Origin of the sequence: Staphylococcus sp. IVB6214 (assembly GCF_025558585.1) — a bacterium.
Taxonomy (GTDB): Bacteria; Bacillota; Bacilli; order Staphylococcales; family Staphylococcaceae; genus Staphylococcus.
On sequence record NZ_CP094723.1, the window covers coordinates 630,033 to 645,345 of the forward strand.

The following is a 15,313-nucleotide window of genomic DNA, read 5'->3' on the forward strand; positions in this document are numbered from 1 at the left end:
ATTAGTTTTCTGTGTTAACCATATAGTTTGCAGTTAATCGAAGTCTTTCGTACAAATAATCGCCAACACCGTCTGGAAATTGAGCTGTCTCAATGGCTGTGTGCATATTTTCTAACCATGCATCTTTGGCATGATGATCAATGACAAATGGCATATGTCGCTTTTTAAGCATGGGATGACCATGTTCTTGCGTATATAAATCAGGGCCACCTAGAAATTGTGTTAAAAACTGTTTTTGCTTACGTGCTGTTTCGGCAAAATCACCTGGGAACAAGTGGTTAATGCGATCATCATTTTCAACCAAAGTGTAAAAATGATCAATCATGCGATAAAGCGCTTCTTGTCCAATGATTTCGTAAGGCGTTTGTTTCATGCGTATCACCTTTTAATTTTGTTATATATATAAATAATAACACGAAATTTTCCATTTCAAAGTAAAAACACTTATAACGACAAGGTTATGAAATAAGTCATTAAAAATCGGTGGAAAATATACGTTGCATCTATTTTAACGGTATTAAGTATAAAAAATAGGAACGAGGTTGTGAATGAAGCGTTTAGAATTCGATCTCTGGGGCGCACCGTATATTGATGACCCCAAGGTCGAATTTATGATACTCAGCGCCTTTTAAAGTTTTATTACATGCTTTGGCGTCTTTTGAAGAAACGTTGCACCTTATTCAAGGGAGCTTTGTGACTTAAGTGATAAGTGTCTAATATTTGAATGAATGCCTTGTAACCCTCATGATAATCAGCGACTTCAAATTCTAATTCAAAATCTTCAGTGCCTAAATATTCGCTATGATCTAATACAACTAGTCCTGAAGGCGTGGCTGTTTCAAGCCGATGTGTCGTAAGATATCCTAATATCATAAGCTTTGATGCATCAATATGATACTGCACAAAAACATCACGGATATCGTTTGGGATGATTTGTTCTGGCAGTTGTGCATCTGTTTTTGGCGCATATGATGTTGGATAATTGTATTCTGTTAATCCAATTTCACCGGGAACTTTCAGTGTTAATTCATTTGTTTTATCTGATCGCACACGAATACGTAATGCCATTTTATGTGACATCAATTGGAAGTCGGGTGTGTCGATATAATAGTTTGTTTGACTAAAAGGTTGGGTATCAGAAAAGTAAGCAGTTTTCATCGTTATATAAGTATTTTTATCTAATAGTTGCTTGAATTCAATTTCTTGCTCAATCGCCATGATATGTCACTCCTTTTTGTTCATTATGCAGTAGTTTTCAAAGGATGGAAAGGATTTTACAAATGCAATAATTGACCGATGAGTCGATGGGCAAATTGTGTTAAACTATAACATGATAAGGAGGAGTACCAATGCGTATATATGTCAATGAAATTAAAATCAAAGATGATCGTATTTTATGTTATACAGAAGAATCAACGGAAGGATTTACAGATGCAGGACAGATGATTGTCGATAGTGACAATTATGCATTTGTTCACCTTTTAGATGATGGATCAGCCTTTTCCTATTTAATATTTGTACAAGAGACATGGTCCATGTTACACGAACATCGTGATAAAAAAGTCATAATCAATGATACATTGGAGTTACCAAGCTTTAAGAATGAATTAGAGTACTTATTAGATAATATTGTAGGTAACTCTAATTATGGTAAGTCATTCGTTGAGGCGGTAGAGCAAACGTTTGAACTAGTATGAAGCGGAGTGAAGCATTATGAATCAATGGGATATTTTTCTAGCACCTTATCGTCAAGCAATTGATGAGTTGAAAATTAAACTCAAAGGTTTGAGAAAGCAATATGAAGTGACGGAACATCACTCACCGATAGAGTTTGTGACAGGCCGTGTCAAACCAATTACGAGTATTATCGATAAGGCAAACAAAAGGGGCATTCCTTTCGATCACTTGGCAGAAGAGATGTATGACATCGCAGGTTTACGCATGATGTGTCAATTTGTAGAAGATATTGATAAAGTCGTAGAACTGTTGCGTCAACGTGAAGACTTCAAAGTGGTAGAGGAACGTGATTATATCAGCAATACAAAACAAAGTGGTTATCGTTCATATCATGTCATTATTGCTTATCCTATCGAAACATTGAATGGGAAAACAACAATCCTTGCAGAGATTCAAATTCGTACGTTGGCGATGAACTTTTGGGCAACGATTGAACATACATTGCGTTACAAGTATGACGGTGATTATCCACCGGAAATTCAAAATCGACTTGAGCGTGCAGCAGAAGCAGCCTTCTCTTTAGACGAAGAAATGTCTGAGATTAAGGATGAGATTCAAGAAGCACAGAAATATTATTCAAAAAAACGTGCACATAAGCATGAAGACAGTGAGGTGTAACGATGCGCTATGCGATCCTTTCCAAAGGAGATGCTAAGTCAGAAGCACTCAAACATAAGATGATGAGACATATGCAAGATTTTAAGATGATAGAAGATAAAGAGAATCCTGAAATTGTCATCTCTGTCGGAGGAGACGGAACATTATTACAGGCATTCCATCAATATAGTCATATGTTATCTCGATGTGCATTTGTAGGTATACATACCGGCCACCTAGGCTTTTATGCTGACTGGTTACCACACGAAGTGGAAAAACTCATCATCGAAATTCACAACTCAGAATTCCAAGTGATCGAATACCCATTGTTAGAAATCATTGTCCGTTATAATGATGACGGCTATGAAACGCGCTATTTGGCACTTAACGAAGCAACGATGAAAACTGAGAATGGGACAACACTTGTCGTCGATCTAGATATTCGTGGTCAACACTTTGAACGCTTTCGTGGGGATGGTCTTTGCGTGTCAACACCATCAGGATCAACCGCATACAATAAGGCACTAGGTGGGGCACTCATACATCCGTCCTTAGAAGCAATCCAAATTGCGGAAATTGCATCGATTAACAACCGTGTGTTCCGAACAGTTGGATCACCGCTCGTACTACCTAAGCACCACACATGTCATATTAAACCTGTCAATCATGATGTCATCTTAACGACAATTGACCATGTCAGTGTGAAACATAAAAACGTCAATGCGATTCAATATCGTGTTGCGAATGAAAAGATACGCTTTGCACGATTCCGTCCATTCCCATTCTGGAAGCGTGTCCACGATTCATTCATTTCAAGTGGTGAAGATGTGTGATATTTTCGTATTGTGTCACAGAAGTTCAGACGCTTAAAACCTTTTTATACCAACAACGTTTTTCGAAAAAGACGATTAGCGCCATAAAACAACATGGCGCTTTACTTGTGAATCAACAACCACGAACAGTGCGACATCTGTTACAAGTTGGTGATGAAGTTATCGTGCGGTTACCTGATGAGATTCCTAGTACAACACTTATTCCTTTTAATCAGCCACTGCGTATTTTATACGAAGATACGTGGTTGTTAATCGTTGCTAAGCCAGCGCATCAGAATAGTGCGCCATCACGTGAGCATCCACATGAAAGTCTAGTCGAGCAGGCGTTAGCGCATATGCAACGGCGAAAAGAAACGGGCATTCCGCATATCGTGACACGTTTAGATCGTCATACAATGGGAATTGTAGTGATAGCAAAATCACGTCATGTCCATCATGTTATGACATTGACTGCGATTGAAAAAATATATGAATGCCTGTGTGTCGGAAGAATAACAGCATCGGGTGTGATTGAAGCACCGATTGGTCGTGCATCAGACAGTATTATCAATCGCATCGTGACCAAAGAGGGAAAATATGCGAAAACTTTGTACACACCCATACAAACAACGGGCGATTATTCTTGGTGTCGTGTCACATTATTGACCGGGAGAACACATCAAATACGTGTGCATTTTCAACATATTGGACACAGTATTGTAGGGGATGGTTTATATGGTGTGCAACACCATCACTATGATACGCAATTGTTAAAGTGTGCAGAAATTAAATTTATACATCCTATCACTGATGACATCGTCCATGTAAAATCGGAAACACCCGATTTTGGACAAATACTTACAACGCTGTAAAATTACATATTGGAGGTGACGCATATGTCAGTTGAAAATGAAATGTTAATCCAAGATGATGAAGAACAATACAATAAGCCACTGTTAGATGATTTGATTCAAAAAGATGATATTGATGGTTTTAGAGAAGAATTCTTATCAATGCATGCGTACGATCAGAGCGAATACTTTGAAGAAAGTGATGCAGAGATACGTCAGAAAATGTATCAGTACTTATCACCAGAAGAGGTTGCGGATTTCTTTGAACACTTAGAAATTGATGAGTCTGATTATGAAGATTTATTTGAAGAGATGAATGCGACATATGCCAGTCACATTTTAGAACACATGTCATACGATAACGCGGTAGACATATTAAATGAGTTGTCGAAGCGTAAAGTGGCAAGTCTTTTAATGTTAATGGATCGTGATGAAGCGAAAGAAATCAAAGCATTGCTTCATTATGATGAAGACACTGCCGGCGGTATTATGACAACGGAATATATTTCGTTAACAATTAATACGCCAGTTCACGAGGCATTAATGCATGTTAAGGCACAAGCACCAGATGCCGAAACAATCTATATCATTTTTGTCGTCGATGAACAGAAAAAACTTGTAGGTGTCTTATCGCTCAGAGATTTGATTATCGCTGAAAATGACGCATATATTGAAGATATTATGAGCGAGCGTATCATTAGCGCAAATGTTGCGGATGACCAAGAAGACGTTGCGCAAATGATGAGAGACTATGACTTTATCGCTATGCCAGTAGTAGATTATCAAAATCATCTACTCGGTATTATCACAATCGATGATATCGTCGACGTTATCGATGAAGAAGCAAGCGAAGACTACTCACGTTTAGCCGGGGTGTCAGACATCGATTCTACGGATGATACAATCTTCCAAACAGCACTTAAACGTCTGCCATGGTTATTGATCTTAACTGTACTTGGTATGATTACTGCATCTATACTTGGATCATTTGAAGAAACATTAGAGAAGGTTGCATTATTGGCTGCTTTTATTCCGATTATTAGCGGGATGTCAGGGAACTCTGGAACACAATCATTAGCCGTTTCAGTCCGTAATATTTCAACGGGTGAAATCAATGAGAAGAGTAAGTTTAAGTTGGCATTGCGTGAATCTGGAAGTGGATTTTTAACAGGTATCACATGTGCAGTGTCACTCTGTTTGATTATCATCATTATTTATCAACAGCCGTTTCTTGCATTGATTGTAGGAACGAGCTTAACAATTGCCATGACAGTAGGGACAACAATTGGTTCAGTTATTCCTCTGTTCATGAACAAATTAGGGATTGACCCGGCCGTAGCGAGTGGACCATTTATTACAACAATTAATGATATCGTGAGTATGTTGATCTACTTTGGTTTAGCAACATCATTCATGAACTATCTTATCTGAGGGGGACATCTATGGAATTTGTGTCACTTGTCGTCGTCATAATTGCGGCATTACTAACACCTATATTGCTCAGTAAGTTAAAAATCGCGTTTTTACCAGTCGTTGTTGCTGAGATTTTAATGGGAATTATCATTGGAAACTCTTTTTTAAATCTTGTGCATCGAGATGAAGTATTGAATATTCTATCGACACTTGGTTTTATCTTTTTAATGTTTTTGAGTGGTCTTGAAATTGACTTCAATGCCTTTAAAAAAGATAAATCGAAAAAAAATCAAGAAGCGAGCAAAGAACCTAGCCATTTGAAGTTAGCGATGTATGTTTTTATGCTTATCATGATTGTATCGATCATTCTGGCATACGCATTCAAATGGGTGGGTCTCATTGATGATGTATTGTTGATGGTGATTATTATCTCAACAATCTCTCTTGGTGTCGTTGTTCCAACATTGAAAGAAATGAATTTAATGCGTACAACGATTGGTCAGTTTATTCTATTAGTCGCTGTCCTAGCTGATTTAGGAACAATGTTGTTACTGACACTTTATGGTGCTATCAATGCATCCGGCGGTGGAACAATCTGGCTGATCGGTATTCTTGTCGTGTTTACTATCTTATTCTATTTTCTCGGTGGATTATTTAAAGGCGCACCATTGATTAATAAATTGATGGACGGTACAACACAAATAGGCATTCGTGCAGTCTTTGCACTGATTATCTTATTAGTTGCGCTTGCAGAAGGCGTTGGAGCCGAGAATATTCTAGGCGCATTTTTAGCAGGCGTCGTAGTGTCTTTACTCGGTCCAGAGCAAGACTTAGTCGAGAAGTTAGACTCATTCGGTTATGGGTTCTTCATTCCAATCTTCTTCATCATGGTTGGGGTTGACTTAGATATTCCGTCATTGATCAAAGAGCCAATGCTCTTAATTATCATTCCAATCTTAATTGTTACGTTTGTGATATCTAAGCTTATCCCAGTGATGGTTATTCGACGTTGGTTTGATATGAAAACGACGATTGCATCAGGATTTTTATTAACATCGACATTGTCACTTGTCATCGCAGCAGCCAAAATTGCTGAAAGTCTGGGAACAATCAGTGAAGAAATATCAGGCATTATGATTTTAAGTGCCGTCATCACATGTGTCTTTGTGCCGATTGTATTTAAACGTCTCATTCCAATTCCAGATGAGATGCAGAGAACAATCAAGGTGGCGATGATTGGGAAAAACCAACTGTCTATTCCTATTGCACAGAACTTGAGTTCACAGTTATATGATGTGACATTGTACTATCGCAAAGATTTAACTGATCACCGTACGCTTTCGAATGATATTACAATGGTTGAGATTTCGGATTATGAATCTGAAATGCTAAAACGACTTGGCTTATTTGATAGCGACATTGTCGTATGTTCAACGAATGATGATGAGATTAACCGTAAAGTAGCGTTAATGGCGAAGGATTATGGCGTAGAACGTGTCATCTGTCGTCTTGAAACGAATGATGCAGATCAGGCATTGCGCAGTAAAAATATTGAGTTATTCAGTAATTTCCAAAGTAACCAAATTTTACTTAAAGGCATGATTGAGACGCCGAACATGCTGAACTTGTTAAGCAATGTGGAGACATCGTTATACGAAATTGGAATGTACAATTACGCATTCGACCAAATGCAGTTGCGTAACTTCCCATTTGGCGGAGACATTATTTTTGTACGTATCATACGAAATAATGAATCGATCGTGCCACATGGTGATACGCAGTTACAATACGGTGACCGTCTCATTGTGACAGGTACGAAAGAATATGTGGATCAACTGAAAATTGAATTAGAAATGTTTTAACGAGTAAAGGACTGACAGTGCAGATGCTGTCAGTCCTTTTTTTCGACAAATAAAAACAGGTTATGATGATCATAACCTGTAACATGAAAGGTTAGCGAATAGCGTGGAAGCCTGCGTCGACATGGATGTTTTCCCCTGTCACACCTGATGAGAAGTCGCTGAGTAGATATGCAGCTGTTTTACCGACTTCTTCCTGGTCCACATTGCGTTTCAATGGGGCACGTTCTTCGATTTCTTTTAAAATGGTGTTGAAGTCGCCAACACCACGTGCGCTCAATGTTCGGATTGGGCCAGCAGAGATGGCGTTAACACGAATGTTGTCTTGACCGAGATCAGCAGCTAAATATTTGACGGAAGCTTCTAAACTTGCTTTTGCGACACCCATGACATTGTAGTTAGGTACAGCGAATTCACCGCCGATATAGCTTGATGTAACGATACTGCCGCCATCATTCATAATTTTACGTGCTTCACGCGCAACAATTGTAAGTGAATAAGAACTGATATCTTGTGCGAGTAGAAATCCTTCACGTGATGTGTCTGAATAGCGACCACGAAGGTCTTCAACGTTTGCAAAAGCGATTGAATGAAAGACACCATCGATATGACCGACATCTTTGCCGATTTGTTCAAAGCCCTTAATGACATCATCATCACTTTGAACATCGATTTGATAAACGCGCTTTGCTGATTGATTGAGTTGGTCGATCAATTTGTCTAATTCTTTGAAACTTCTTTCTTTACGGTATGTAAAAACGAGATTTGCACCGAGTTGGTCTAATATTTTTGCAACACCAAAAGCGATACTACGTTTATTCGCAATGCCCATGATTACAAATGTTTTATTTTCTAAATTCATCACTATCAAAAGCTCCTTTTCAAAATATCGATTGATTAGCTTAATTTTAACATCTGGTACTAAAATATGACAATGATAAACCATTGTGTACGAGATATGTAGATATTAAAAAAGCCATTGGCCGAAAAGGCGCAATGGCTTAAATATTAGTGATCATTAACATTTTTTTGTGCTGCATGAATAATTTGATGACGATATTTGTAGATGTTACGTGCAATTGACTTTAATACAGCATAAAGTGGCACAGCAACTAAGATAAGAACAAAGCCACCAAGACTACCAGAAGCTAAAATGACAACGATAATTGTTAGTGGGTGAATGTTCAATGATTTACCCATAACATTAGGTGTAATGACATTTCCTTCTAATTGTTGAGCGATTAATGTCACGACACAGACCCAAATGAATGTCGTTGGACTTTGGATAATACCAAGAATACCAGCAGGCAAAAATGCCATCCACGGTCCGAGGAACGGGATCATGTTAGCGAAAATAGCGAACATAACAAGTAATAATGTATATTCCAAACCGATAATTGTATAGCCGGCATATAAGATTGCCCCTAAAATTAGGCTGACAGTTACTTGTCCTTGAATATATGACATTAATGTTTGGTTTAAATCTTTTAATAAGTTCACAACGAAAATTTTGCGTTCGCCATTAAAAAAACGTGCAACAGCAGGAATAAAGCGTTCGTGATCTTTTAACATATAAATTAAGAAGAATGGCACTAAAATCAATAAGAACAGTGTTGAGATAACACTTGTAACAATATTTAATGAATTTGATAAAATTTCTGATGTCATTGCACCAAATTTAGAAATCATCTCATTAATCTTCTCAGTAATCTCATTTGGCAACTTATCACGTTGATCTAACGCAAAATTGATGAGATTTTGTGTTTCTTTTTGCAAATATGGTAATTGATGAATCAAGTTTTCGATTTGTGTTGCGATAACTGGACCTACAACACCAAAAATTGCGCCACCAATTGCAGTGAGGGCTAATAAAATAATTGTGATACTTGCCCATCTTGGTACGCGACGTTTTTCCATCATTTTTTGGAATGGCAAACAGATGTAAAATAAAAATCCACTAATGAGCAGTGGTAGTAAAATTGATTGAACGATAACAATAATTGGTTTGAATATAAAGTTGACTTCTATAAATAATTTTATGATTAAAAATAGTAGTAAAACAGCTACACCAGTTCGAAACCAGGCTTTATTAGTCATTCTTGAACCTCCCTTAAAAATAGAATATAACCATTATAATCTAAAAGTAACTTGTGTAAAAGGTAGAATACAACATAAATAAAGAAAGTTTTTTTCGATTGAAAGATCAAAAAGAAATGCTAAGACAAAATGCTGACAAATGAACAAAAATTTGGGATTGATTAAAGAATAATGAAATGTGAAATATACTTATTTTTAGGGAGTTGCGTACATAGTGATGAAAAAAATTGAATGTTATTTTATATGCTGCAAAAAATTTTAAGTTGCACGGAACTGAATTTTATGGGTATACTTGTGTCAGATTTATCAGAAAATTGGATAGAGTGAAAATAAACGGGGGTATGTGTATGGTAGAGACAATTGTGGGATGGCTGAATACAATTGTTTGGAGTAAACCACTTGTATTCGGATTGTTATTTACAGGTATTTCGTTTAGCTTAATGACACGGTTTTTGCAATTACGACATTTTAAAGAAATGATTCGGTTAATGTTCCAGGGGGAGAAGTCACCGACCGGAATTTCAAGTTTCCAAGCCATTGCCTTATCGTTGGCGGGTCGTGTCGGAACAGGTAATATCGTTGGGGTTTCAACAGCGATATTCATCGGGGGCCCTGGTGCAGTATTCTGGATGTGGATTACCGCATTTTTAGGTGCAGGTACAGCATATGTTGAGTCAGCACTTGGTCAAATATTCAAGCGAGAAGAAGAAGGCGAGTATCGCGGGGGACCTGCTTACTACATTGAACAAGGGATTCAAGGGAAGTTCGGTAAGGTATACGGGTTGCTATTCGCACTTGTGACAATCGTTTCAGTAGGACTCTTACTGCCAGGTGTACAATCAAACGCAATTGCAAGTTCAATGCACAATGCTTTTGGTATTCCAACTTGGGTTATCGCAGTGGTATTAATTATTATATTGGCACTCATCATTTTTGGTGGTGTTAAGTGGATTGCCACGGTTGCAACAGCAGTTGTACCTTTCATGGCAATTATTTATATTTTGATGGCTGTCATCATTATCGTATTAAATATTCAACAAGTACCAGCATTGTTCGCACTTATCTTCAAATCAGCATTCGGTATGGAAGCCGCATTTGGTGGTATCATCGGTGCAATGATTGAAATTGGTGTAAAACGTGGTTTATATTCAAACGAAGCTGGTCAAGGAACAGGGCCACATGCAGCAGCTGCAGCGGAAGTATCTCACCCTGCAAAACAAGGACTCGTACAAGCATTTTCAGTGTATGTCGATACACTATTCGTTTGTACAGCAACAGCGTTAATTATTTTAATTTCGGGTACATACAATACAACAGATGGAACAACGACGTCAGATGGTTCACCACGTCTGATACATGATGCAGGTGTATATGTTCAAAGTGCAGACGGTAGCAAGGACTACTCAGGAACTGCCATGTACGCGCAGGCAGGTATCGATAAAGCCCTTCAAGGATCTCATTATCATTTTGATCCTATGTTCTCAGGGTTCGGTTCATACTTCATTGCAATCGCATTGTTCTTCTTCGCTTTTACTACAATACTGGCATACTATTATATTGCCGAAACGAATGTAAGTTTTATTACCAATCGTTTGGCAAAAAATCAAAACAAGTTATGGCGTAATGTCATTCGTGTTGTTTTAATTGGTGCAACAGGATATGGTGCAATCAAAACAGCGGATGTAGCATGGGCGATGGGTGATCTCGGTGTAGGTATGATGGCATGGCTTAACATTATCGCAATTTGGTTATTAATCAAGCCGGCAATGCACTCATTGAAAGATTTTGAGGCACATAAAAAACAACATGGTACGGCAAAAACAGCAATCTATCAACCAAATCCAAAAGATGTACCAAATGCAACATTCTGGTTAGAGGACTACCCAAAACGTTTGCGTGAAGAAGGTATAGAATTGCCGAAAAAATAATCGTATGCATTGAAAATATAACTTAACTGTATATCATGGGCGTCTCCTGTTACAATTGAAGTAATTTGTAAGGGGAGGCGCTTTTTATGTCAGAATTTCAAGTGGGCGTCGTTAACAAGACGCAGTTTACGAGTCAATATTTGGCACGTGACATCACGTTGTCTATTTATTTACCAGAAGATTATTCAGAACAGGAACGTGCTAAGATTATTTTTTGTTTTGATGGTAGAGATTTTTTACAGTTTGGTCAAATTCATCGTGTGTATGAAAGATTAAGACAACGAAATGAAGTCTCACGTGCAATATTTGTTGGTTTTCACTATGAAAATGTCGACAATCGTCGTATAGAGTTTCATCCACAAGGTGATAAAGCAGCAGCAACCGTCCAAGCAACGGTACAAGAGATCATTCCATGGATTGAGCAAACATTTTCGACAGATGGTCAGCCAGAAGGACGTTGTCTTCTCGGAGACAGCTTGGCAGGTAGTATTGCATTGTTAAGTGCACTTTCATTTCCACGTGTCGTCAATCAAGTAGGGATGCTGAGTCCACACAGTGACGAAGTCGTGCTACAATTATTCGAGCGCTGTCAGTTTAAAGAATTACTCAATGTTTGGCATGTAATTGGTAAAGAAGAGATTGACTTTCAATTGCCAACAAATGGAAAACGTGCTGACTTTTTGACACCGAATCGGACGTTAAGCACACGTATTGAAAATTCTGAAGCACAGTATTTTTATAAAGAATTAGATGGGGGACATAATTGGAAAACATGGAAAACTGTACTCCCTGACATGTTAAAATACTTTTTGAGTAACCAATAACTTAAAATTTTGCTATAATGGAAACAAACATAAACAAAGGAGGAATTTCCATGATTTTAGGATTAGCGTTAATTCCATCAAAAAGTTTTCAAGATGAGGTCAATGCTTATCGTAAGCGTTACGATAAACAATATATTAAAATTCAGCCTCATATCACGATTAAAAGTCATTTTGAAGTGGATGATGCAGAACTAGAAGCGGTGAAAGCAGATATCAAAACACGTATAGAAGGCACACAACCTGTTGAAATTCATGCGACAAAAGCTTCTAATTTTGCACCTACAACGAATGTGATTTATTTCAAAGTAGAAAAAACAGAAGCATTAGATGACTTATTCAAGCGCTTCGATGGGGAAGCATTCTACGGCGAAGCAGAGCATCCATTTGTACCACACTTCACAATTGCACAAGGTTTGACAAGTCAAGAGTTTGAAGATATCTATGGACAAGTTCGTCTAGCAGGTGTTGATCACAAAGAAACAATCGATCAATTATCATTATTACAATTTGATGAAGCAGCTGATAAATGGCAAGTCATCGAAACGTATCCATTAGCTTAATAAAAAAACGCCCAGTTCACTGGGCGTTTTTTATGTGGTACGACGTAATTGTTTTAAAAAGTAAAAGCCATAAAAACAAGTTAAAAAGAAGATAAGACTTGCTGAAAAGTAAAATGTATAAATGGGACTTCCAAAAAATTGTGACAGTGGGCCACCAATAATCGGGCCAGCCATTGCACCAAAACCTTGAATACTGTTTATCACACCCCATGTTTCTTCTTGCTCAGAAGGATGAATAAAGCCAGCCATGAATGTATTCCATGACGGGAGAAGTAGACCATAAATGAGTCCGACAAGCAGTGCGATTCCCCAAACGATAAAAATATTTGTAATCATTGTGAATGAAATCATTGCAATACCATAACAAAGAAAACCGACGAAAATCATACTGTACATAAAGCGGTGTGCGAAGTGGTCAATGAGCTTAGAAAGTCCGAGCATTGATATCGTACAACCAATTCCCCCAATAATTATCGCAGCTGTGTATTCAACAGTCGTCACGCCAACGATATCAATCGCATATTGCGGTAAAACTGGAATCAATGCACTAATCGCAATCCCTTGCAATAAAATTCCGGGGAACAGAATGATATGACGTCGAGATACATCCACAATTTGTTTGAATTGTTCTCGTACATTTTTCGTGTGATAGTCAGTGAGTCGGACTTTTACAAAAAAGTAGAGTACAAATGCTACTGCAACAATAAGTGGCATCAAGAAATTGAACGTAATCGGATGACTTTTGAAGATAAGGTTCATTCCAATCATCCCGACAAGCAGTCCAGCTAGCCACGCAAAATATACATAGCCCATCTGTTTTCCACGTGTTCTCTCATCGACATTTGCCAACATAATGACCCATATTGGACATACTGCAATCCCTAACATAAGCGCACTTACGATGAGTACGATAGGAGAAGTAGGCATAAAGATAACGAGTATTAAACTGAACAATGCTAAGACAAACCCTAATGTGAGTACAATGCGTGGTCCCCATCGTTTTAAAATGAATCCAATAAAGAAGTTAGAAACTGCATCGGCAATAAAGTGCACAGAAATGGCCGCAGAAGTAATACCAACAGCAATAGAAGTCGCTGTTGGTAACAAAGGTAAATAACTGAGCACGTACATGCCACGTGCAAACTCCATAAGAAATAATATGATAATTAATAAAGAAAAGTTTTTCGTGTAGTCTTTATTATTTAACGAGTAATCTTGCATATAAAGGAACCCTTCCATAAACATTTTGATATGCAGTCGAATCATAAAGTAAATGAAGTAAGTCGTTACAAAGTTTTTGTGTCGCATTCTCAATACGTGCATCAGTCATGTGTTGCACCATTTGATTTAATGCATCAGGATGTTGTAATAAATGTGTCACGATATCAATCGCATCATCAGGTGTATCGGCTATTCTGCCAAAACCTTTTGACTCGAAATAATGTGCATTTTCCAGCTCTTGACCGGGGGCAGGATTTAAGAAGATCATCGGCGTTCGACGCGCTAATCCTTCCGAAATCGTAATGCCACCCGGCTTCGTAATCATAAGTTGACTGACAGCCATCCATTCATTCATTTCTTTGGTATAGCCTAGAATGAAGACGTTTTTATTGTTTTTGAACGCAGTTGAGAGTTGTCGTTTTAAGTCTTTATTACGTCCACATATCATCACAACCTGTGCGTGTGGTGTATCGGCTAAAATCCGTTCTATCATTGTTTGGAAACCTTTTGACACACCGAAAGCACCGGCCGACATTAGAATGGTAGGTGCAGCTGGATCCAAATGGTGTTGATGGCACCACTGTATATGATCAATAGGTGCTTCAAATTGTGCAGACACTGGGATTCCAGTCACCTTGGTGTGATCATTCGGGATACCAATATCTGTTAATTCAGCTTTTAAATCATCAGTTGCGACATAATAGCGTGATGAATTTGGTGTAATCCAGTTTTTATGCATACGGTAATCTGTAATTACTGTCGCAATCGGTATATTCATATTAAATTGTTGTGTTAATACCGACATAACAGGCGTAGGAAAAGTTAATAAGATTAAATCAGGTTTTTCCTTCAAAAGTAGATTTAATAGTTTGTTCAGTCCATAGTATTTATAGAAGCATTTGTCTATTTCATCTGGACGACTGTAATAGAATGCTTGATACATGCGACGAAAATATTTAAAACTATTAATATACCATTGTTTACAAATAGTTGTAATCACAGGATGTGCTTCTAAAAATAAGTCATGCTCGATAACCGTTAGATCATCCAGTTGCATCTTATTTAAATGCGATACAATACTATTTGTGACTTGGATATGACCATTACCAAAGGAACCAGTCAGTATTAATATTTTTTTCTTCTGAGTACTCATATGAGTAGCCTCCAATATTATTGAGATGCCAAGGGATCGCTTGAGCATAGGTGCATCAATATAAATGACTGCCTAGCGCAATCGAAATCTCATGTATATAAGTTATATCGATGTAAGATAGGGTAAAATCCTTTAACATCTCGTCATTTAACCATAGTTTACAGTATCCCCAAAAAATTGTGAAAAGAAAACGTCAATTTCAATTAGACACGTATACGTTATAATGTATTCTATTATCTTAATATATTGACGCAACGGATA

The 15,313-nt window shown here is 37.7% G+C and carries 15 protein-coding genes; 9 read left to right on the forward strand and 6 right to left on the reverse strand.

Translation table 11 applies throughout. From position 1 onward, the window contains the following. Window position 1: 1 nt before the first annotated feature. Both MUA51_RS03040 and MUA51_RS03045 read right to left on the reverse strand, forming a co-directional pair. On the reverse strand, window positions 2–373 hold the full coding sequence (locus MUA51_RS03040; protein WP_095115965.1) for a truncated hemoglobin YjbI: 372 nt from the start codon (window positions 371–373) through the stop codon (window positions 2–4). Between the two features lie 266 nt (window positions 374–639). Beyond that, the gene (locus MUA51_RS03045) at window positions 640–1,218 is read right to left on the reverse strand and encodes a CYTH domain-containing protein (RefSeq protein ID WP_262560403.1); all 579 of its coding nucleotides are present in this window, start codon (window positions 1,216–1,218) and stop codon (window positions 640–642) included. A 131-nt stretch (window positions 1,219–1,349) separates the two neighbouring features. Here MUA51_RS03045 and MUA51_RS03050 point away from each other — a divergent pair, with 131 nt between their 5' ends. The 6 genes from MUA51_RS03050 to MUA51_RS03075 are packed head-to-tail and all read left to right on the forward strand — an operon-like array spanning window position 1,350 to window position 7,272. Next, a complete protein-coding gene (locus tag MUA51_RS03050; protein WP_262560404.1) occupies window positions 1,350–1,697 on the forward strand; it encodes a UPF0738 family protein in 348 nt (115 codons plus the stop codon). A 16-nt stretch (window positions 1,698–1,713) separates the two neighbouring features. Then, the gene (yjbM, locus tag MUA51_RS03055; protein WP_095115971.1) at window positions 1,714–2,355 is read left to right on the forward strand and encodes a GTP diphosphokinase; all 642 of its coding nucleotides are present in this window, start codon (window positions 1,714–1,716) and stop codon (window positions 2,353–2,355) included. Between the two features lie 2 nt (window positions 2,356–2,357). Next, entirely contained in the window at window positions 2,358–3,167 is an 810-nt protein-coding gene (locus tag MUA51_RS03060; RefSeq protein WP_262560405.1) for an NAD kinase, read from the forward strand. Beyond that, entirely contained in the window at window positions 3,164–4,018 is an 855-nt protein-coding gene (locus tag MUA51_RS03065) for an RluA family pseudouridine synthase (RefSeq protein ID WP_262560406.1), read from the forward strand. Before MUA51_RS03060 ends, MUA51_RS03065 begins: the two co-directional genes overlap by 4 nt. Before the next feature lie 24 nt (window positions 4,019–4,042). Next, complete coding sequence (mgtE, locus tag MUA51_RS03070) at window positions 4,043–5,428, forward strand: magnesium transporter (RefSeq protein ID WP_262560407.1); 1,386 nt, start codon at window positions 4,043–4,045, stop codon at window positions 5,426–5,428. Window positions 5,429–5,439: 11 nt separating this feature from the next. Next, entirely contained in the window at window positions 5,440–7,272 is a 1,833-nt protein-coding gene (locus MUA51_RS03075; protein WP_262560408.1) for a monovalent cation:proton antiporter family protein, read from the forward strand. Window positions 7,273–7,363: 91 nt separating this feature from the next. Here the strand turns inward: MUA51_RS03075 and fabI are convergent, their stop codons facing one another. Together fabI and cozEa are read right to left on the reverse strand one after the other, a co-directional pair. After that, window positions 7,364–8,134 carry an enoyl-ACP reductase FabI gene (gene fabI / locus MUA51_RS03080; RefSeq protein WP_262560409.1) on the reverse strand — a complete coding sequence of 257 codons (771 nt, stop codon included), beginning with the start codon at window positions 8,132–8,134 and terminating at the stop codon, window positions 7,364–7,366. A 143-nt stretch (window positions 8,135–8,277) separates the two neighbouring features. Then, entirely contained in the window at window positions 8,278–9,366 is a 1,089-nt protein-coding gene (gene cozEa, locus MUA51_RS03085; protein ID WP_262560410.1) for a lipoteichoic acid biosynthesis protein CozEa, read from the reverse strand. Between the two features lie 347 nt (window positions 9,367–9,713). Between cozEa and MUA51_RS03090 the strand changes: the two genes are divergently transcribed. From MUA51_RS03090 to MUA51_RS03100, 3 genes are all read left to right on the forward strand, one after another. Beyond that, entirely contained in the window at window positions 9,714–11,294 is a 1,581-nt protein-coding gene (locus tag MUA51_RS03090; RefSeq protein ID WP_262560411.1) for an alanine/glycine:cation symporter family protein, read from the forward strand. 86 nt (window positions 11,295–11,380) lie between these two features. Beyond that, entirely contained in the window at window positions 11,381–12,118 is a 738-nt protein-coding gene (locus MUA51_RS03095) for an alpha/beta hydrolase-fold protein (RefSeq protein ID WP_262560412.1), read from the forward strand. Between the two features lie 50 nt (window positions 12,119–12,168). Continuing rightward, window positions 12,169–12,678, forward strand: a complete 510-nt coding sequence (locus MUA51_RS03100) for a 2'-5' RNA ligase family protein (protein WP_262560413.1) — start codon at window positions 12,169–12,171, stop codon at window positions 12,676–12,678. A gap of 30 nt (window positions 12,679–12,708) precedes the next feature. On the opposite strand, the gene ltaA is transcribed toward MUA51_RS03100, so the two are convergent. Together ltaA and MUA51_RS03110 are read right to left on the reverse strand one after the other, a co-directional pair. Further along, window positions 12,709–13,899, reverse strand: a complete 1,191-nt coding sequence (gene ltaA, locus MUA51_RS03105; RefSeq protein ID WP_262560414.1) for a lipoteichoic acid biosynthesis MFS flippase LtaA — start codon at window positions 13,897–13,899, stop codon at window positions 12,709–12,711. Further along, window positions 13,877–15,052 carry a diglucosyl diacylglycerol synthase gene (locus MUA51_RS03110; protein ID WP_262560415.1) on the reverse strand — a complete coding sequence of 392 codons (1,176 nt, stop codon included), beginning with the start codon at window positions 15,050–15,052 and terminating at the stop codon, window positions 13,877–13,879. Before MUA51_RS03110 ends, ltaA begins: the two co-directional genes overlap by 23 nt. Window positions 15,053–15,313 lie beyond the last annotated feature (261 nt).